Here is a 17,982-nt window from a genome sequence, read left to right as displayed (position 1 = left end):
GTCTATCCTAGCGTCGTGAAGCTGGGGAACCAACGGATCATCGCATCCGCGATCAGTTGCACCCCGCCGGTCACGATCAGCACGGCAAAGAGGATCAGCATCACCCCCATCGCCTTTTCCACCTTTTGCACTAGCGCCATATGCCGCGCGGCCCAATTAAGAAACGGTTTGGCGAAAAGCGCGGCCACCACGAAGGGCGCGGTCATCCCCGCGCCATAGGCGGCCAGCAACAGCCCGCCCCGGGCGATATCGCCCATGCCTGAGGCGATCATCAAAATCGCCGCCAGCGCGGGGCCGACGCAGGGGGTCCAGCCAAAGCCGAAGGCCAGCCCCATGACATAGGCGCCCCAGACCGAGGTGAGCGTGCCGCCCCCCTCCAACCGCGCCTCGCGGTAGAGCAGCGGCACTTTGATCACGCCGAGGAAGTGCAGGCCAAAGACCGTCAGGATCGCGGCCGCCACCCAGCTCAGCGGCTCAAGGTACTGGGTGAACACCTGCCCGATGGCCGTGGCACCCATGCCGAGCAGCACGAAGATCGTCGTGACCCCAAGCGCGAAGAGCAGCGAAGACAGCACCAAGCGCCGCTGCGCCCCCGGCGCGATTGCACCATCGCTGCGCAATTCGGTCACGCTGAGCCCCGCCATATAGCTAAGGTAGAATGGCACCATCGGCAGAATGCAGGGCGTAAAGAAGCTGAGCAGCCCTGCGAAAAGCGCGCCTGCATAGGTGATGTCGAACATGTTACCCCCCCGCCCGCGCCGCGCTGGTCCGCCGCGCTTGAATAATTCACATATTCAAATTACGTTGAGTGTCGTCCAAACGTCAATCAGGCAAGCCGATGATCCGCACACTGACCGCCCTGAGCCTTGCGGCGCTGACCGCCCTGCCCGCCCGGCCCGTCGAGGCGATGGAACTGGTCATGGTCGAACAGCCCGGCTGCATCTACTGCCAGCGTTGGGACGAAGAGATCGCCCCCGCCTATCCCAAGACCGCCGAAGGGGCTTTCGCCCCGCTGCGCCGCGTCGATATCTCCGCCGTGGAAGAGAGCGTCACCCCGCAGCGTGCGGTGATCTTCACCCCGACCTTTTTGCTGGTCGAAGACGATGTCGAATTGGGCCGCCTCGAAGGCTACCCCGGTGCGGAGTTCTTCTGGCCCATGCTTGATACGCTCTTGCACGACAAGACCGATTTCGAGGACCCGACCGAATGACAAGCCTGCCCGTGATGACCCCCGACATGTCCCAAGAGGACATGGACCGGATGCTGACCAATGCCGTGACCGCGTCGAATTTCCTCAAGGCGATCAGCCATGAGGGGCGGTTGATGATCCTGTGTCACCTCGTTTCGGGAGAGAAGTCGGTGAGCGAGTTGGAGGCCCTGCTCTCGACCCGGCAAGCCGCCGTATCGCAGCAACTGTCGCGCCTCAGGCTCGAAGGGCTGGTGACTCCGCGTCGGGACGGTAAAACGATCTACTACCGGCTTGCCGATGACCGGCCCCGCAAAATGCTGGAACTGGTCTACGAATTGTTCTGCAAGGATGATTGAGCTTTGGGGCCAGCCGCTGACCGCCGCCCTTCTGGGCGGGCTGGGCGGCGTGTTGCTAGGCCTCGCCGCACGATTGGGGCGGTTTTGCACCCTGGGCGCGATCGAAGACCTGCTCTATGGCGGATCGGGCGACCGAATGCGGATGTGGGGGCTGGCCATCGGGGTAGCGATGCTGGGCAGTTTCACCCTTGCCAGCTTGGGGCTGATCAACCTCGACCGCGCCTTTCACCTGACGATTGCCTTCTCATGGGCGCCTGCGGTCTTTGGCGGGCTGATCTTCGGCTATGGCATGGCGCTGGCGGGCACCTGCGGCTTTGGCGCTTTGGCGCGGTTGGGCGGCGGGGATCTGCGCGCCTTCGTGATTGTCTTGGTCATGGGACTTGCGGCCTTTACCGTACTCTCCGGCCCCCTCGCCCCGGCACGCGCCCTGCTCTTCCCGCGCCAGATGAACGCCGGGCCGCCCGATGGGATCGCCCATGCGATCGCCGCGCTTACCGGCGGATCGGTGGCGCTGATCGGCATTCTACTGGGCCTTGCGGTCTGCCTGCTGATGCTCAGCGCCCGCACCTTTCGCCGAGATCTGCGCAAAGTGGTCTGGGGCGCCGTGGCCGGGCTTGCCATCACCTCGGGCTGGGCGGGCACGGCGTGGCTGGCGCAGACCGGTTTTGGCGCGCAAACGCTGATGTCGCATAGCTATGCCGCCCCCGTGGGAGAGACGCTGCTCTATGCGATGCAGGGCTCGGTCCGCCCGCTGAGTTTTGGCATCGGCTCGGTTGCCGGAGTCTGGGTCGGGGCCTTTCTGGGTTCGCTTTGGCAGGGGCATTTCCGCTGGGAAGCCTGCGAAGACCCGCGCGAACTCCGCCGCCAGATATTCGGCGCGGGGCTGATGGGGGCGAGTGCGGTGATCGCCATGGGCTGCACCATCGGGCAAGGCATCTCGGCCATCTCGGTGCTGGCCTTCAGCGGGCCGGTGACCCTCGCCGCGATCTTTGCGGGCGCGGCTTTGGGCCTGCGCCAACTCATCGTAGGATTTCGCCGCAGCACAGTCTGACGCGTCATAAAACCGTGACAGTCATGATGCAAATGGAGGCCAGCCAAGTCACCTAAGGAAGCATGATGACCCGCCGCGAGATTCTCAACGACCCCGCCATCGGCAACAAGGCCGAAGCCTTTGAGGCATTCGACGACATCCCCACCAATGCGAACCTGTCACGCACCATCGGCGATGTGATCAACGCCCGCTATGGCCGCCGTGACATCCTGCGCGGCATGCTTGGGGTGTCGGCCACCACCGCCCTTTTCGGCAGTGCCGCCGCCATCGCCCCGTCCAAGGCCAGCGCCGCCGAGAGCCGCTATGTGTTTGACGAGCTGGCATGGGGCAATGACGAAACCCACCACGTTGCCCCCGGTTATGACGCGCAGATCCTGCTGCGGTGGGGCGATCCGATCACCGCCGATGCGCCGGAATTCGACGTGATGAACCAGACTGCCGCCGCGCAGTCGAAACAGTTCGGCTATAACAACGACTACGTGGGCTTCGTGCCCCTGAACGACGACGGCAGCCGCGGGCTGCTCTGCGTGAACCACGAATACACCAACGAAGAGGTCATGTTCCCCGGTCTTGGCCGTCAGGACAAGGTGAACTTCAAAGGCATGACGCCTGAGTTGATCGACATCGAAATGGCCGCCCACGGCGGCTCGGTCGTCGAGATCGCCCGCGACGCGGCGGGCAAATGGCAGGTCGTGCGCGACGGCAAGATGAACCGCCGCATCACCCCGCTCGACACCGCGATGACGCTGAGCGGCCCCGCCGCCGGTCACGCGCGGCTGCAAACCAACGACGACCCCAGCGGCACCAAGGTCATCGGCACGCTCAACAACTGCGCGGGCGGGCTGACCCCTTGGGGCACATGGCTGATGGCCGAAGAGAACTTCCACGGCTATTTCTGGACCGACAAGCTGGATGCCGACGGCAAGCCCGACATCGCCGGTGCCGCGGAAGAGAAATCATGGGACCGTTACGGCGTGCCGGGCATGTGGTACGCTTGGGGCCAGAAACACGACCGTTTCAACGTGGACGCCGAGCCGAACATGCCCAATAAGTTCGGCTGGGTGGTCGAGGTTGACCCGATGGACCCGACCTCAACCCCCGTCAAACGCACCGCTCTGGGCCGTTTCCGCCATGAGGGCGCCGAGACCACGGTGAGCAAAGATGGCAAGCTCGTGGTCTATATGGGCGACGACAACCGCTTTGATTATCAATACAAATACGTCTCCGCCGGGATCGTTTCCGATGATCCGGCGGCCAATGGCACTCTGCTGGACGATGGCACGCTCTACGTCGCGCGGTTCGAAGAGGACGGCACGATCAACTGGCTGCCGCTGGTGCATGGCACCGGGCCGCTGACCGCCGAGAATGGGTTCAACGACCAAGGCGACGTGATGATCGACACCCGTCTGGCCGCCGACCTGCTGGGCGCCACCCCCATGGACCGCCCCGAAGACGCGCAGCCGCGCGGCGATGGCACGGCCTATATCCTGCTGACCAACAACACCAAGCGCAAGCAGGGCGACACCAACGCCGCCAACCCGCGCCCGGAAAGCAGCTTTGGCCATATCATCGAGATCAAGGAAGCGAATGCCGACCACGCCGCCACCAGCGGTACTTGGTCGATCCTCGTGCAATGCGGTGATCCGAAGGTGGCCGAGGTCGGCGCCCAGTGGAACCCCGAGACATCGGAGAACGGCTGGTTCGGCAGCCCCGACAATGCCGCGATGGATGCCGACGGGCGCCTCTGGATCAGCACCGACCAGGGCAGCAGCTGGGGCAAGACCGGCAAGTCCGACGGGCTTTATGCGCTTGAGACCGAAGGCGAAGCGCGCGGCACCTCGAAGCTCTTCTTCCGCTGTCCCGTGGGCGGTGAGATGTGCGGCCCCTACTTCACCGAGGATGGCGAGACGCTCTTTGTCGCGGTGCAGCACCCGGGCACGGATGGCACCAAGGACATCCCCGGTTTCGAGCGGGAAAGCACCTTTGAGGACCCGGCCACCCGCTGGCCCGACTTCGACCCCAAGATGCCCCCGCGCCCTGCGGTGGTCGTCATTACCAAAGAAGGCGGCGGTAAAATCGCCGTCTGATCAGAATTCTACAAAAGTTATTTTAGCATGTAAGATGTGGTGCAGCTTCCCCGGCTGCACCACTTTTTTATTGGGCTGCTTCTATTAGCCAGCGCCTAAATCAATCCGACAGGCAGTCAGACATGCTCTGCGCCATGCCGCGCAGCAGATCGGGGTAGAAAGAAACACCCAGTTCCAGATCCGCGCCGATCGGGTCGAGCGTGCCGGTCCCGGTCTCCTGCCCCTCAGTCACGGCGGCAATCAGGCCGGGGTTGAACTGCGGCTCGGCAAAGACGCATTTCGCGCCGCTCTCGGCCACTAGGTCGCGCAACTCTGCCACACGCGCAGCCCCCGGGGCGCGGGCGTCATTCTCGCTGATGGCACCACGGGCTTCGATGTCGAAACGCGCTTCGAAATAGTGGTAGGCGTCATGGAAGACGATGAAGGGGCGGTCTTTGACCGGGGCGAGAGTCTCGGCGATGTCTTCCTCCAAGACCGCAAGCTCGGCTTGAGCGGCCTCGGCGTTCTCACGATATTGCGCGGCGTTCTCGGGGTCTAGTTCCGCCAGCGCCTCGGCGATCTGGCCCAGCCAAAGCTGCCCGTTGCGCGGGTCGAGCCAGATGTGGGGATCATCGCCGTCATGGGCGTGATCGTGACCTTCATGGCCGTGGTCGTCGTGGGCGTGGTCGTCGTGATCCTTCTCGCCATGGCCATGATTGTCATGATCCCCGTGGTCATGTCCTTCGTGGTCATGCGCCTCGTGATCGTGGTCGTCGTGGTCATGCTCCTCGTGATCGTGGTCGCCGTGGTCATGCTCTTCGTGGTCATGCCCCTCGTGGCCGTGGTCATCATGCCCATGCGCGTCGTGGTCATGCCCTTCCTCGGCGTGATCATGGCCCTCGTGACCCTCATGCCCCTCGTCACCGTGGCTATGCGGCTCAAAGGTCGCCCCTTCGCGGAAGGCCAGAACCCGTGTGCCGGGCTGCTCCATCAAGGCCAGATGGCTGGCGCTGCTGGCCAGCGATTGCAGCGGATCGGCCAGCCATGGGGTCAGCGACGGGCCTACCCAGACGACCAGATCGGCCCCGCTCAGCGCGCGTGCCTCGGAGGGGCGCATGGCATAGCCATGGGGCGAGCTGCGCGGCGGCACGATGAGGTCGGGCGTGCCGACTCCCTCCATCACCTGCGACACCAGCCCATGCACCGGGGCAATATCTGTCGCAACGGCGGGGACATCCGCCCAAAGCGGCGACGCGGCAGCGGCGAGAACGGCGGCGGGGAGCGTGAAACGATACATGACAGACCTTCAAAATGTTATAGTATCACCTTGCTAACACCGCTGTTATAACATATCAATACCGAAACGAATTGAGGTTCCCCATGCGCCCCATAGGATTCAGTGATCATGACCACGCCGCCTGCGTGCGTAGCACCATGCAGGTGGCCGAAGCGCAATGCGCCGAACGCGGGCTGCGGCTGACCCCGGTGCGCCGCCGCGCGCTGGAGATCCTGCTGTCGGAACACCGCGCCTTGGGCGCCTATGACCTGCTCGCCCGCCTGTCAGCCGAGGGGCTGGGCGCGCAGCCCCCCGTGGCCTATCGCGCCTTGGATTTTCTGGTGAAAGCCGGGCTCGCCCATAAAATCGAAGCGCTCAACGCCTATGTTGGCTGCGTGCACCCGGGCGAGGATCACGCGCCCGCCTTTCTGATCTGTCGCAGCTGCCGCTCGGTGGCGGAGGCCGATACAACCCCGAACAAAAGCCGCCTTGGCGATGCCGCCCGCGCTGCCGGGTTCCGCATCGAGCGCAGCGTGGTCGAGGCCGAGGGCCTCTGCCCCGCCTGTCAGGAGCCCGGTGCATGAGCCTGATCAATACGCGCGGCCTGACCCTGCGCCACGACGGTCAGATCGCCCTGCGCGACGTGAACTTCAATATCGACGCTGGTGAGATCGTCACCATCGTCGGCCCCAACGGGTCGGGCAAATCCAGCCTGCTGCGCGCGCTGATCGGCGCGCTGAAACCGGCTGCGGGCAAGATCACCCGCAAACCGGGGCTGCGCATCGGCTATGTGCCGCAGAAGCTGCAAATCGACGCGACCCTGCCGCTCACCGTGCGCCGTTTCATCAACCTGCCCCGCCGCCAGAAGCCCGAGGCGATCCGCGGCGCGCTGGCCACCGCTGGCGTGCCGGAACTGGCAGAGCGGCAGATGGTCGACCTGTCGGGCGGGCAATTCCAACGCGTGCTGCTGGCCCGCGCCCTGCTGGAAAGGCCCGATCTGCTGATCCTCGACGAGGCGACGCAGGGGCTGGACCAGCCCGGCTCCGCCGCCTTTTACCGCCAGATCGAAGCCGTGCGCCAAGACCTCGGCTGCGCCGTGCTGATGGTCAGCCACGATCTGCATGTCGTCATGGCGGCCAGCGACCGTGTGCTCTGCCTCAACGGCCATGTCTGCTGCGAAGGCACGCCCGAGACCGTCTCCGAAGCGCCCGAATACCGCGCCCTCTTTGGCAGCGGCACCCAAGGGGCGCTGGCGCTCTACCGGCACGATCACGACCATCACCACCACCATCACGGCGCCGCCTGTGACGGCCACCACCAAGAGATTGAGAATGCTTGACGATTTCATTCTGCGCGCCGCCCTCGCGGGCCTTGGCGTAGCGCTGGCCGCCGCCCCTTTGGGCTGTTTCGTGATCTGGCGGCGCATGGCCTATTTCGGCGATGCCACCAGCCATGCTGCCCTCTTGGGCGTGGCACTGGCGCTGGCGACCGATCTGCCGATCACCGCGGGCGTGCTTTTGGTGGCGCTCGTCATGGCGCTGGTGATCAGCACGCTGTCGGGCCGCAATGTCAGCGCCGACGCGCTTTTGGGCGTGATGGCCCATTCCGCGCTGGCACTTGGCCTCGTGGCCGTGTCCCTGTTGCCGGGGCAGCGGGTCGATCTGTCGTCCTACCTCTTTGGTGAAATCCTCGCCGTGACGCGCTTTGACCTTGGCGTGATCTGGGGCGGTGCCGTGGCGGTGGCACTCCTGCTGGCCTGGCGCTGGTCGGCGCTGCTGGCGGCGACGCTGAACCCCGATCTGGCGCAGGCCGCAGGTGGCAATCCGCGGCGCGAGCAGTTGATCCTGACGCTGGCGCTGGCAATCATGGTGGCCGTGGCGATCAAAGTGGTCGGCGCGCTGCTGATCGCGGCGATGCTGATCATCCCGGCCGCCACTGCCCGCCCCTTTGCCCGCACGCCGGAAACCATGGCTTTTTGGGCCATGGGTCTGGGCGCGGTAGCGGCCCTCGGGGGGCTGCTGGCCTCATTGGAGTTCGACACACCGACAGGGCCGAGCATCGTCAGCATCGCGGCGGGTCTCTTTGCACTTTCCTCCGCCTTTTCGGCGGCCCTTCCGGCGCTGCGCCGCCGGGGGTGACCCCGACGGCGGCTTGGCTTAGCGCGGGATCACCGCGTCGGCTTCGATCTCAAGCTTGGCCTCATCCTCGACCAGACCGGCGACGACCACCATCGCCATGGCCGGGAAATGCTTGCCCATGACCTCGCGATAGGCCCGGCCCACGTCCTTTTGCGCAGCGAGATATTCTTTCTTATCCGTGACATACCACGTCAGCCGGGTGATATCCTCGGGCGTGCCGCCGGCGGCTTCGACCACCTCGCGGATGTTTTTCAGCGCCTGTTTCATCTGGCCGATGAAGTCATGGCATTCGAACTTCTGCTCCGCGGTCCAGCCGATCTGACCGCCGACGAACAGATGGCCATCCGCGCTCAGCACGCCGTTTGCATAGCCTTTCGCGGGGGCCCAGCCTTCGGGCTGAATGATTTGATGCGACATGTCGTGTTCCTTTTTGTTAACAGTCACACGCCGAGGAATTGGTCGGCGATTTGAGTATCGAGCGCGGGCATCGGACCGGACCAGACCGAGCGGCCCCGTTCGAGGATAACGGCGTGATCGGCGACGCGCCGCAGCTCGGCGAGGGATTTGTCCACCACCAGAAGCGCCAGACCGCTGTCACGTTTCAGCTGCGCCACGGCGGCCCAGATTTCCTGACGCACCACCGGGGCCAAACCCTCGGTCGCCTCGTCGAGCAGCAAAAGCTGCGGGTTGGTCATCAGCGCACGGCCAATCGCCAGCATCTGCTGCTCCCCGCCCGAGAGCGAGCCTGCCGCCTGATCCCGCCGTTCGCCCAAGCGGGGGAAGAGCTTGACCACCCGCGCCTCGTCCCACGGGCCGGGGCGCGCGGCGGCGATAAGGTTTTCATGCACCGTCAGCGTCGCGAAACAGCGCCGCCCCTCGGGCACCAGCCCCACGCCAGCCTGTGCAGCGCGAAACGACGGCAACCCCGCAATGTCGCGCCCATTCAGACGCAGGCTGCCGCTATCGTGTTTCAGCATCCGGCAGATCACCTTGATGGTGGAGGATTTGCCCATCCCGTTGCGCCCCATCAGCGCGCAGACCTCGCCCGCCTTCAGCGCCAGATCGACGCCGAAAAGCGCCTGTGTCGGCCCGTAGGAGGCGGTGATGTCCTTCAGTTCCAGCAGGCTCATGCCGCGTCCTCCTCGCCCAGATAGGCCACGCGGACCTGTGGATCGGCCTTGATCTCGGCTGCAGTGCCGCTTGCGATGATGCGCCCGTAGACCAGCACCGAGATGCGGTCGGCGAGCGCGAAAACCGCGTCCATGTCATGCTCCACCAGCAGGATCGGCGCCTCGGCCCGAAGACCGTCGAGAAAACCGGTCATCTCGCGCGACCCACTTGCGCCAAGCCCGGCCATCGGCTCATCCATCAGGAAGACCTTGGGCCGCAGCGTCAGCGCTACCGCGACCTCGAGCTGGCGGCGTTGGCCGTGCGACAGGTCCGATGTGCGCTTGGCCGCGTGATCGTCCAGCCCCACCAGTTCCAGCGCGCGCATCGCCTCGGCCCGCAACTCGGGCTGTTTCATCACCGGCGCAAAGAAGCGCATCACCCGGCCCGACTGGCCAAGCGCGCCCAGCACAGCGTTCTGCAGCACCGTGTATTCCATCGCCAGCGAGGAGATCTGGAAGGTCCGCCCCAGCCCTGCCCGCGCGCGCTGCACGGTGCTGAGCGGCGTCACATCCTGCCCCGCAAAATGCACTGTGCCGCTGTCCGAGCGCAGCCCGCCCGCGATCTGCTTGATCAGCGTCGACTTGCCCGCCCCGTTGGGGCCGATCAGCGCATGGATCTCGCCCGGGCGCAGGGTGATGGATACATCGTCGGTCGCCTTAAGCGCCCCGAAGCTTTTGTGCAGGTTGCGCACATCCAAAAGCACATCAGTCATGGGCCACCTCCCGTCCGGCGATGAGGCCGATCATGCCGCCCCGCGCAAAGAGCACCACCATCAGCAAGAGAAAGCCGAGGTAGATGTGCCAGAACTCCGACAGCCCGCCCAGGACATGCTCCAACAGGATGAAAAGCGCCGCCCCGGCCACCGGGCCAAAGAGCCGCCCCACCCCGCCAAGGATCACGAAGATCATGATCTCGCCGGAGGTCTGCCAAGAGAACATCGTCGGGCTGACGAAACGGTTGAGATCGGCAAAAAGCGCGCCCGCAAGCCCGGTGACCGCGCCCGAAATGACAAAGGCCACCAGCCGCAGACGGAACGGCGCGAGACCGACGCTCTCGACCCGCTCGGCGTTTTGCCGCGCCGCCGAGAGTGCGAGGCCGAAGGGCGCCCGCGCCAGACGGCCCGCGAAAAGCAACACCAGCGCCAGCACGGCAAAGGCAATGGCAAAGAAGGTCAGCGGGTCCAGCGTGTTCAGCCCCGGAAAGCCGTTGCGCACGTAGATCGACAGCCCGTCCTCGCCGCCATAGGCCGGCCAGGAGATCGAGAAGTAGAAGAGCATCTGCCCGAAGGCGAGCGTGACCATGATGAAATAGACGCCCGAGGTGCGCAGGGAGAGCGCCCCGATCAGCAGCGCCGCCAGCGCGGAGACCACGATCGCGACCAGCCAGATGATGGGCATCGACTTGGTGCCCTCGATCAGGAAGGGGCTCTCCATGATCGGCGTATAGCTCTGCGCATGCGCCGCGAGGATGCCCATGGCATAACCGCCCAGCCCGAAGAACGCCGCGTGACCGAAGCTGACCAACCCGCCGAGGCCGAGCGCAATGTTCAGCCCCACGCCTGCCAGCGCGAGGATCGCGGCCTTGGTGGCCAGCGTGATGATGAAAGGCTCGTCCAGCGCGAAGGCCGCCAGCGCCGTGACAGGCAGGAGCAGGAAGAGAAAGACGTTTACAAGTGTTTCGCGCATCATGGCTCAGGCCTCCCCAAACAGGCCAGTGGGTTTGAACAGCAAAACCCCCGCCATGAGAATGTAGATCGACATGGAGGCGAGCGAGGAGCCGACGGAGGTGGCCGCCGAAGCCTCCATGAAATTGGCAAAGAAGAGCGGCAGCAGGACCGAGCCCAGCGTATCCGTCAGCCCCACCAGCAGCGCGCCGATGAGCGCACCCTTGATTGAGCCGATGCCGCCGATGACGATCACCACGAAGGCAAGGATCAGCACCGGCTCGCCCATGCCCACTTGCACCGACTGGATCGCGCCCACCAACGCCCCGGCGAGCCCCGCAAGGGCGGCCCCGAGCGCGAAGACCAGCGTGTAGAGCTTGGCGATATCGACGCCGAGCGCCGCGATCATCTCGCGGTCGGCCTCGCCCGCGCGGATCTGGATGCCGATGCGGGTGCGGGCGATCAGCAGGAAGAGACCGGCGGCGATGGCAAGACCCACGCCGATGATGACAAGGCGGTAAAGCGGATACTGGATGCCGCCCGGCAGCGTCACCGGCCCCGCCAACGCGGCGGGAATGTCGAGAAACAGCGGGAAGGAGCCAAAGAAGAAGCGCGTGCCCTCGGAGAAAATCAGGATCATCGCGAAGGTCGCCAGAACCTGATCGAGGTGGTCGCGGTCATAAAGGCGGCGGATCACCGTCATCTCGATCAGGCAGCCCGCCAATGCGGCAGCGGCAAGTGCGGCCACCAGCGCAAGAAGGAAAGACCCCGTAGCCGCCGCCACCGCCGCCGCAGCAAAAGCGCCGACCATGTAGAGCGACCCATGGGCGAGATTGATCAGCCCCATAACCCCGAAGATGAGCGTAAGCCCGGCGGCCATGAGAAACAACATGACCCCGGATTGGACCCCGTTCAGCACCTGTTCGACGAGCAGGATGAATGACATTTGGCAAAGCCTCCCGGCGCGCCGGACGAAGCCCGGCGTGAAAGCGTTAGTTTGTCGGCCCCGGGCGACCGAAGTCAGCGCCGGGGCCGCGCGGGATTACATCTTGCAGTCGGCCGCGTAGGCGTCAGCGTGATCCGTCAGCGAGGGGCCGATGAGCTTGTTGGTATAGACATCGCCCTCCTTGACCACTTCGCGCACGTAGTAGTCTTGGATCGGGTGGTTGTTGTTACCAAACGAGAATTTGCCCCGTACGCTGTCGAAATCAGCCTCTTTCAGCGCCGCGCCAAAGGCCTCGGCATCCGACACATCGGCCTTTTCCATCGCGCTCAGCAGCAGGTTCGCGGTGTCATAGCCCTGGCTCGCGTAAAGCGAGGGCAGACGGTCGTATTCCTCCTTGAAGGCTTCGACAAAGGTCTTGTTGGCCGCGTTGTCGAGATCTTTGTTCCACTGGCTGGTGTTCTTGATCCCAACAGCGGCTTCGCCCACGGCCTGAAGGATGCCCTGATCAAAGCTGAAGGCCGGACCCACCACGGGGAGTTCCACGCCTGAGTTCGCGTATTGCTTGAGGAAGGAAATCCCCATGCCGCCGGGCAGGAAGAAGAACACGCTGTCAGCACCGGAGGCACGGATCTGCGCGATCTCGGCGGCGTAGTCGGTCTGGCCCAAATCGGTATAGACCTCGCCCGCCGCTTCACCCTCATAGGTGCGTTTGTAACCGGTCAGCGCGTCCTTGCCCGCCGGGTAATTCGGCGCCAGCATGAAAGTGTTCGCGTAGCCCGCGTCGTTCGCATAGGCGCCCGCGGCCTCATGCAGGTTGTCGTTCTGCCATGCCACGTTGAAGTAAAGCGGGTTGCAGCCCTTGCCTGCCAGCGCGGAGGGACCGGCGTTGGGCGAGAGGTAGAATTTGCCCTGCGCTGTCGCCGCTGGCACCACAGCCATGGCGAGGTTGGACCAGATGATACCGGTCATCACGTCGACCTTCTCGGACTGGATCATCTTGTCGGCCAGTTGCACCGCGATCTCGGGCTTGCGCTGGTCGTCCTCGACCACAACCTCAAGGTTCTCGTTCCCGGCCAACTTGGTGGCCAGCAGGAACCCGTCGCGCACGTCAATGCCGAGGCCCGCGCCGCCGCCCGAGAGCGTGGTGATCATGCCGACCTTCACCTTGCCCTCTTCGGCCCATGCGCCGCCTGCCGCCAATGCCGCGACCGAGGCCGCCATCACCAGTGATTTCATCTTCATTTCAGTCTCCCTTGGTTGGTTTGGGCCTCTTTGCCGGGCCCGTTTTGTTGGATCGTTTTGCCAGCTTAACGCCTGCGCCTGATACTGTCAGGTCACCCGCGCGCGGGTCTTGTATTTTTCGTTGTCCCAGAGGCGGTTCTCCATCACGTCGCGGATGATCCCGACCGCCTTGAAGACATCCTCGGCGTCCAGATAAAGTGGCGTGAAGCCAAAGCGCATGATGTCGGGCGCGCGGAAGTCGCCAATTACGCCGCGGTCGATCACCGCCTGCATCGCGGCATAGCCTTCCTCGAACCGGAAGGAGACCTGACTGCCCCGTTCGGCGCTGTTGCGCGGGCTCGCCAGCGTCAGCTGCGGCACGTCGCGCTCGATCTCTTCGATGAACTGCTCCTGCAACGCCACCGAGGCCTCGCGCAGTGCCTGCATGTCGACATCGGCCCAAAGCTCCATCGCCACTTCCAACGCGGTGAGCTGAATGACCGGCGGCGTGCCGACGCGCATCCGCTCGATCCCCTGCCCGGGCTGGTAGTTTTGCTCAAAGGCAAAGGGCTGGCGATGCCCAAGCCAGCCCGCAAGCGCCGGTTGCACCGCGTCGGCCAGATCGGGGCGGACGTAGATGAAGCCCGGCGCACCCGGCCCGCCGTTGAGGTACTTGTAGGTGCAGCCCACGGCGAATTCGCAGTTGGAGCCTGCAAGGTCCACCGGCAGCGCGCCCGCGGAATGCGCCAGATCCCAGATCATCACCGCGCCATTGGCATGGGCCAGTTCGGTGATCGCCTTCATGTCGTGCTTGCGGCCGGTGCGGTAATCGACCTCCGTCAGCATCACGGCGGCGATGTCCTCCCCGATGGCTTCCGTCACTTCCTCGGGCGCCACGGTGCGCAGTTCATAGCCCTGCTCCAACAGCCCCACCAGCCCCTCGGCCATATAGAGGTCCGACGGGAAGTTGCCGTTGTCCGACAGGATCACCTTGCGCCCGGGCCGCAGCTTCAGCGCCGAGGCCAGCGCCTGAAACACCTTGATCGAGAGCGTGTCGCCCATGACGACCGAACCCTCGGGCGCGCCGATGATCCCCGCCACCATATTGCCGACGCGGGCGGGCTGTTCCATCCAAGCGGCCTTGTTCCAGCCGCGGATCAGCATCTCGCCCCATTCGTCCGTGATCATCTCCTGCACCCGCGCCGCGGCGGCCTTCGGCAGCGGCCCCAGCGAGTTGCCGTCGAGGTAGATGACACCCTCCGGCAGGACAAACTGATCTTTTCTCAAAACAGACACTTACAGTGCTCCTCTCACATGCCAAAGCTCGGGGAAGAGCTCCACCTCGAGCATTTTGCGCAGATACGTCACACCCGAGGTGCCGCCCGTGCCGCGTTTGAATCCAATGATGCGTTCCACGGTGGTGACGTGGTTGAACCGCCAGCGGCGGAAGTAATCCTCAAGATCGACAAGTTTCTCGGCCAATTCGTAGAGCTCCCAATGGGTTGCCGGGTCTTCATAAACCTTTTTCCAGAGGTCCTGCACCTCTTGCTTAGCCTCCCATGCACGCGGCTCGGGCTGGCCCGCGAGCGAGGGCACCCCCATCCGGTCACAAAGCAGATCGACCGCCACCTGATAAAGGCTCGGCTGCTGAATCTCCGCCACAAGCGCCGCGTGCGGCTCGGGCGTATGTTCGTGCAGCTTGGTCAGCGCGGCGATGCGGTTGCCCAGAAGATATTCGATCAAGCGATACTGATAGGACTGGAAGCCCGAGGACGCGCCAAGGTAGGGGCGGAACTGCGTGTATTCGCTGGGCGTCATGGTGCGCAGCACGTCCCAGGCGGAATTGAGCTGTTCAAAGATCCTTGCCACGCGGGTCAACATCTTGAAACTAGGCCGCAAATCGCCGGCCTGCAGGGCCTCTCGACAGGCCGTCAACTCGTGGATCGCAAGCTTCATCCAAAGCTCGGACGTCTGGTGCTGGATGATGAACAGCAGCCCGTCATGCGCCATGTCGAGCGGGTTCTCGGTGGTCAGGATCTGGTCCAGCCCGAGGTAATCGCCATAGGACTTGTCCTTGGCGAAATCCATCTTGGCGCCCTTGGAGGCTTCGTCGAACGTGCTCATTTGCCCTCTCTCAGCGCGAAACGCTGGATCTTGCCGGTGGCGGTCTTGGGCAGTTCCTTGATGAACTTGATGTCGCGCGGGTATTTGTAAGGCGCAATCGTCGCTTTAACATGATCCTGCAACGTCTTGATGGTGTTGGCATCTTCTGGCGTACCCTCGCCCAGAACCACATGCGCCTGCACGATGGAGCCGCGGGCCTCGTCGGGGGCGGCGACCACGCCGCATTCGCTGACCCAAGGGTGGCTTAGAAGTGCGGCTTCGACCTCCGGTCCCGCGATATTGTAGCCCGAACTGATGATCATGTCGTCGTTGCGGGCGGCGAAATGCAGGTAGCCGTCTTCGTCCATGATGAAACTGTCGCCGGTGATGTTCCAGCCGTCCTTAACGTAATCGGCCTGCCGTTTGTCGCCCAGATAGCGGCAACCGATGGGCCCGCGCACCGCTAGGCGGCCCACCTCGCCGCGCGGCACCTCGTTGCCCTCCGCGTCGATCACCTTCGCCTCGTAGCCCGTTACCGGCTTGCCGGTACAGGCCGCACGGTGGTCATCGAAACGGTTGGAGATGAAGATATGCAGCATCTCCGTCGCCCCGATCCCGTCGAGCATGGGCTTGCCGGTTTTTTCCTGCCATTCATGGTAGACCGGCGCGGGCAACGTCTCGCCTGCCGAGACGGCGGCACGCAGGCTGCTGAGGTCCGCGCCCTCCTCCATCGCCTGCATCATGGCGCGGTAGGCGGTGGGGGCGGTGAAACAAACGGTGGCTTTGTACTTCTCGATGATCTCGATCATGTTGGGCGGGCTGGCGGTCTCCAAAAGGGTCGCTGCGGCCCCGAAGCGGAGCGGGAATACGGCAAGACCGCCAAGGCCGAAGGTGAAGGCCAGAGGCGGCGAGCCCACGAAGACGTCCTCGGGGGTGACGCTGAGCACCTCGCGCGCATAGCCATCCGCGATGATCAGAAGATCACGGTGAAAATGCATTGTTGCCTTGGGGTTACCGGTGGTTCCTGATGTAAATCCGAGGAGTGCCACATCATCCTGCGCGGTATCCACCGCCTCAAAATGAACCGGCTTTTCAAGCGCCAGACGGTCCAACTCGGCGTCGTGATTGCTGGTACCGTCGAAGCCCGCGACGGTCTTGAGGAATTTCGAGGTCTTGGCGCAGGCCGTCATCTCGTCCATCAGCCGCGTGTCGCAAAGCGCATGGGTGATTTCGGCCTTGTCGACGATGGCCGAAAGCTCACCCGCGCGCAGCATCGGCATGGTGTTCACGACCACCGCGCCTGCCTTGGTCGCCGCCAGCCAGCAGGCCACCATCGCGGGGTTGTTGGCCGAGCGGATCAAAACCCGGTTGCCCGGCTTCACGCCCAAGTCCTCAACCAGCGCCGCGGCCAAACGGTTCGTCCAGTCCGACAACTCTTTATAGGTACGCCGCCGCCCGTTGCCGATCAGCGCGGTATGGTCGCCGAAACCTTTTTCCACCATTTTATCAGTGAGTTCGACGCCGACATTCAGGCGTTCGGGATAATCGAAGCCCTCCAACAACAGATCCGGCCACTGGTCGAAGGGCGGCAGGTTGTCGCGGGCGAATGTGTCTTCATGTCCGGTCGGGTGCAGCTTCATGACATGGCTCCCAAAGTCTGTCGAGCGATGACAACACGTTGCACGTCCGAGGCGCCCTCGTAAATGCGCAAGGCCCTGATTTCACGGTAAAGTCGCTCGACTGCCTCCCCATTGCGCACACCATCGCCGCCGTGTAATTGAACGGCCTTGTCGATGACCTTTTGCGCCTGATCGGTGGCGAAAAGTTTGGCCATCGCCGCCTCACGGGTGACGCGCGGCGCGCCGCTGTCCTTGGTCCATGCGGCGCGGTAGACGAGCAGTGCTGCCGCATCAACGTCGAGCGCCATATCCGCGATATGGCCCTGCACCATCTGCAATTCGCTCAAGGGCGCGCCCTGCACCTGACGGCTGGTCACGCGCGTGAGCGCCTCGTCCAGCGCGCGGCGGGCAAAGCCGAGGGCCGCGGCCGCCACGGTGGAGCGAAAGACGTCGAGCACCGACATGGCGATGGCGAAGCCGCGCCCCGCCTCACCCAGAAGCGCCGAGCCGGGCAGTTTCAGGCCGTCGAAATGCAGCGTCGCCAGCGGGTGCGGTGCCATGACCTCGAGCCGTTCCTCGACCTTGAGCCCCGGCGTGTCGGCGGGCACGATGAAGGCGGAAAGCCCCTTGGCGCCCGGCGCCTCCCCGGTGCGCGCAAAGACGGTGTAGACATCCGCGATGCCGCCGTTGGAAATCCACGTCTTGCGCCCGTCGAGCACATAGCCGTTGCCATCCGGCGTCGCGGTCATGGTGGAATTGGCCACGTCCGAGCCGGACTGCGGCTCGGTCAGGGCAAAGGCCGAGATCGCCTGCCCCGAGCGGGTCTTGGGCAGCCATTCGGCCTTCTGCTCATCGGTCCCGAAGAGCGAGATCGCCCCGGTACCAAGTCCCTGCATCGCAAAGGAGAAATCCGCCAGCCCGTCGTGGCGGGCCAGTGTTTCGCGGATCAGGCAGAGGGTACGGACGTCGAGCATCTCGTTCCCCTCGGCCCCGCTGTGGCGCAGCCAGCCGTCCTGCCCCATCATCGTCACCAGATCGCGGCAAGCCCCGTCTGTGTCGCCGTGATCCACGTTTTTCAGTTCGCGCTTGGCCCAGTCGTCGAGCTTCAGCGCCAGTTCCTTGTGGCGCGGCTCGAAAAAGGGCCAGTCGAGAAAACTTGTGTCAGCCATGGTTACGCCTCCCCG

The 17,982-nt window shown here is 64.4% G+C and carries 19 protein-coding genes; 7 read left to right on the top strand and 12 right to left on the bottom strand.

Features of this window, described 5'->3' with window-relative positions; all coding sequences use genetic code 11:
- Positions 1-2: 2 nt before the first annotated feature.
- Positions 3-740 (bottom strand): cytochrome c biogenesis CcdA family protein, encoded by a 738-nt coding sequence (locus tag ACGYK4_RS05075; protein WP_394455413.1) that lies wholly within the window; start codon positions 738-740, stop codon positions 3-5.
- A gap of 98 nt (positions 741-838) precedes the next feature.
- On the opposite strand from ACGYK4_RS05075, the gene ACGYK4_RS05070 reads away from it, so the two are divergent.
- The 4 genes from ACGYK4_RS05070 (at position 839) to ACGYK4_RS05055 (ending at position 4,683) form a co-directional block, all read left to right on the top strand.
- Positions 839-1,210, top strand: coding sequence for a hypothetical protein (locus tag ACGYK4_RS05070; protein ID WP_394455411.1), 372 nt, complete (start codon positions 839-841; stop codon positions 1,208-1,210).
- Positions 1,207-1,545: a helix-turn-helix transcriptional regulator gene (locus ACGYK4_RS05065; RefSeq protein ID WP_271691560.1), complete on the top strand. Its 339-nt coding sequence runs from the start codon at positions 1,207-1,209 to the stop codon at positions 1,543-1,545. The genes ACGYK4_RS05070 and ACGYK4_RS05065 overlap by 4 nt, the downstream gene beginning before the upstream one ends.
- Positions 1,538-2,596: a YeeE/YedE family protein gene (locus ACGYK4_RS05060; protein ID WP_394455409.1), complete on the top strand. Its 1,059-nt coding sequence runs from the start codon at positions 1,538-1,540 to the stop codon at positions 2,594-2,596. The genes ACGYK4_RS05065 and ACGYK4_RS05060 overlap by 8 nt, the downstream gene beginning before the upstream one ends.
- A gap of 65 nt (positions 2,597-2,661) precedes the next feature.
- A complete protein-coding gene (locus ACGYK4_RS05055) occupies positions 2,662-4,683 on the top strand; it encodes a PhoX family protein (protein ID WP_394455407.1) in 2,022 nt (673 codons plus the stop codon).
- Positions 4,684-4,783: 100 nt separating this feature from the next.
- Here ACGYK4_RS05055 and ACGYK4_RS05050 read toward each other — a convergent pair whose 3' ends face one another.
- Positions 4,784-5,959: a zinc ABC transporter substrate-binding protein gene (locus tag ACGYK4_RS05050; protein WP_394455405.1), complete on the bottom strand. Its 1,176-nt coding sequence runs from the start codon at positions 5,957-5,959 to the stop codon at positions 4,784-4,786.
- An 83-nt stretch (positions 5,960-6,042) separates the two neighbouring features.
- Here ACGYK4_RS05050 and ACGYK4_RS05045 point away from each other — a divergent pair, with 83 nt between their 5' ends.
- The 3 genes from ACGYK4_RS05045 to ACGYK4_RS05035 are packed head-to-tail and all read left to right on the top strand — an operon-like array spanning position 6,043 to position 8,076.
- The gene (locus ACGYK4_RS05045) at positions 6,043-6,522 is read left to right on the top strand and encodes a Fur family transcriptional regulator (protein ID WP_067267520.1); all 480 of its coding nucleotides are present in this window, start codon (positions 6,043-6,045) and stop codon (positions 6,520-6,522) included.
- Positions 6,519-7,277, top strand: coding sequence for a metal ABC transporter ATP-binding protein (locus ACGYK4_RS05040; RefSeq protein WP_394455404.1), 759 nt, complete (start codon positions 6,519-6,521; stop codon positions 7,275-7,277). The genes ACGYK4_RS05045 and ACGYK4_RS05040 overlap by 4 nt, the downstream gene beginning before the upstream one ends.
- Positions 7,270-8,076 carry a metal ABC transporter permease gene (locus ACGYK4_RS05035; RefSeq protein ID WP_209218728.1) on the top strand — a complete coding sequence of 269 codons (807 nt, stop codon included), beginning with the start codon at positions 7,270-7,272 and terminating at the stop codon, positions 8,074-8,076. The genes ACGYK4_RS05040 and ACGYK4_RS05035 overlap by 8 nt, the downstream gene beginning before the upstream one ends.
- 18 nt (positions 8,077-8,094) lie before the next feature.
- Here the strand turns inward: ACGYK4_RS05035 and ACGYK4_RS05030 are convergent, their stop codons facing one another.
- From ACGYK4_RS05030 to ACGYK4_RS04985, 10 genes are all read right to left on the bottom strand, one after another.
- The gene (locus ACGYK4_RS05030; protein ID WP_394455402.1) at positions 8,095-8,493 is read right to left on the bottom strand and encodes a RidA family protein; all 399 of its coding nucleotides are present in this window, start codon (positions 8,491-8,493) and stop codon (positions 8,095-8,097) included.
- A gap of 23 nt (positions 8,494-8,516) precedes the next feature.
- A complete protein-coding gene (locus ACGYK4_RS05025; RefSeq protein ID WP_394455400.1) occupies positions 8,517-9,206 on the bottom strand; it encodes an ABC transporter ATP-binding protein in 690 nt (229 codons plus the stop codon).
- Entirely contained in the window at positions 9,203-9,958 is a 756-nt protein-coding gene (locus tag ACGYK4_RS05020; protein WP_394455398.1) for an ABC transporter ATP-binding protein, read from the bottom strand. Before ACGYK4_RS05020 ends, ACGYK4_RS05025 begins: the two co-directional genes overlap by 4 nt.
- Complete coding sequence (locus tag ACGYK4_RS05015) at positions 9,951-10,934, bottom strand: branched-chain amino acid ABC transporter permease (RefSeq protein ID WP_394455396.1); 984 nt, start codon at positions 10,932-10,934, stop codon at positions 9,951-9,953. Before ACGYK4_RS05015 ends, ACGYK4_RS05020 begins: the two co-directional genes overlap by 8 nt.
- Positions 10,935-10,937: 3 nt before the next feature.
- Positions 10,938-11,855: a branched-chain amino acid ABC transporter permease gene (locus ACGYK4_RS05010; RefSeq protein ID WP_136720382.1), complete on the bottom strand. Its 918-nt coding sequence runs from the start codon at positions 11,853-11,855 to the stop codon at positions 10,938-10,940.
- 96 nt (positions 11,856-11,951) lie between these two features.
- Positions 11,952-13,097: an ABC transporter substrate-binding protein gene (locus tag ACGYK4_RS05005; RefSeq protein WP_394455394.1), complete on the bottom strand. Its 1,146-nt coding sequence runs from the start codon at positions 13,095-13,097 to the stop codon at positions 11,952-11,954.
- An 87-nt stretch (positions 13,098-13,184) separates the two neighbouring features.
- Positions 13,185-14,372 (bottom strand): kynureninase, encoded by a 1,188-nt coding sequence (gene kynU / locus ACGYK4_RS05000; RefSeq protein ID WP_394455393.1) that lies wholly within the window; start codon positions 14,370-14,372, stop codon positions 13,185-13,187.
- Positions 14,373-15,200, bottom strand: coding sequence for a tryptophan 2,3-dioxygenase (locus ACGYK4_RS04995; protein ID WP_394455391.1), 828 nt, complete (start codon positions 15,198-15,200; stop codon positions 14,373-14,375).
- Positions 15,197-16,819, bottom strand: a complete 1,623-nt coding sequence (locus ACGYK4_RS04990; RefSeq protein ID WP_394455389.1) for an AMP-binding protein — start codon at positions 16,817-16,819, stop codon at positions 15,197-15,199. Before ACGYK4_RS04990 ends, ACGYK4_RS04995 begins: the two co-directional genes overlap by 4 nt.
- Positions 16,816-17,967, bottom strand: a complete 1,152-nt coding sequence (locus ACGYK4_RS04985) for an acyl-CoA dehydrogenase family protein (RefSeq protein ID WP_394455387.1) — start codon at positions 17,965-17,967, stop codon at positions 16,816-16,818. The genes ACGYK4_RS04990 and ACGYK4_RS04985 overlap by 4 nt, the downstream gene beginning before the upstream one ends.
- Positions 17,968-17,982 lie beyond the last annotated feature (15 nt).

Origin of the sequence: Sulfitobacter sp. 1A13368 (assembly GCF_043557275.1) — a bacterium.
GTDB classification, from domain to species: Bacteria; Pseudomonadota; Alphaproteobacteria; order Rhodobacterales; family Rhodobacteraceae; genus Sulfitobacter; species Sulfitobacter faviae.
This window is presented reverse-complemented; position numbering and strand designations above follow the sequence as displayed.

Bases quoted from the DNA above. Each gene is read 5' to 3' on its own strand.
- ACGYK4_RS04995 (WP_394455391.1), bottom strand. From the start codon at position 15,200: ATGAGCACGTTCGACGAAGCCTCCAAGGGCGCCAAGATGGATTTCGCC.
- ACGYK4_RS05040 (WP_394455404.1), top strand. From the start codon at position 6,519: ATGAGCCTGATCAATACGCGCGGCCTGACCCTGCGCCACGACGGTCAG.
- ACGYK4_RS04990 (WP_394455389.1), bottom strand. From the start codon at position 16,819: ATGAAGCTGCACCCGACCGGACATGAAGACACATTCGCCCGCGACAAC.
- ACGYK4_RS05065 (WP_271691560.1), top strand. From the start codon at position 1,207: ATGACAAGCCTGCCCGTGATGACCCCCGACATGTCCCAAGAGGACATG.
- ACGYK4_RS05075 (WP_394455413.1), bottom strand. From the start codon at position 740: ATGTTCGACATCACCTATGCAGGCGCGCTTTTCGCAGGGCTGCTCAGC.
- ACGYK4_RS05060 (WP_394455409.1), top strand. From the start codon at position 1,538: ATGATTGAGCTTTGGGGCCAGCCGCTGACCGCCGCCCTTCTGGGCGGG.
- ACGYK4_RS05070 (WP_394455411.1), top strand. From the start codon at position 839: ATGATCCGCACACTGACCGCCCTGAGCCTTGCGGCGCTGACCGCCCTG.
- ACGYK4_RS05010 (WP_136720382.1), bottom strand. From the start codon at position 11,855: ATGTCATTCATCCTGCTCGTCGAACAGGTGCTGAACGGGGTCCAATCC.
- ACGYK4_RS04985 (WP_394455387.1), bottom strand. From the start codon at position 17,967: ATGGCTGACACAAGTTTTCTCGACTGGCCCTTTTTCGAGCCGCGCCAC.
- ACGYK4_RS05025 (WP_394455400.1), bottom strand. From the start codon at position 9,206: ATGAGCCTGCTGGAACTGAAGGACATCACCGCCTCCTACGGGCCGACA.
- ACGYK4_RS05045 (WP_067267520.1), top strand. From the start codon at position 6,043: ATGCGCCCCATAGGATTCAGTGATCATGACCACGCCGCCTGCGTGCGT.
- ACGYK4_RS05015 (WP_394455396.1), bottom strand. From the start codon at position 10,934: ATGATGCGCGAAACACTTGTAAACGTCTTTCTCTTCCTGCTCCTGCCT.
- ACGYK4_RS05005 (WP_394455394.1), bottom strand. From the start codon at position 13,097: ATGAAGATGAAATCACTGGTGATGGCGGCCTCGGTCGCGGCATTGGCG.
- ACGYK4_RS05055 (WP_394455407.1), top strand. From the start codon at position 2,662: ATGACCCGCCGCGAGATTCTCAACGACCCCGCCATCGGCAACAAGGCC.
- ACGYK4_RS05030 (WP_394455402.1), bottom strand. From the start codon at position 8,493: ATGTCGCATCAAATCATTCAGCCCGAAGGCTGGGCCCCCGCGAAAGGC.
- ACGYK4_RS05035 (WP_209218728.1), top strand. From the start codon at position 7,270: ATGCTTGACGATTTCATTCTGCGCGCCGCCCTCGCGGGCCTTGGCGTA.
- ACGYK4_RS05020 (WP_394455398.1), bottom strand. From the start codon at position 9,958: ATGACTGATGTGCTTTTGGATGTGCGCAACCTGCACAAAAGCTTCGGG.
- ACGYK4_RS05050 (WP_394455405.1), bottom strand. From the start codon at position 5,959: ATGTATCGTTTCACGCTCCCCGCCGCCGTTCTCGCCGCTGCCGCGTCG.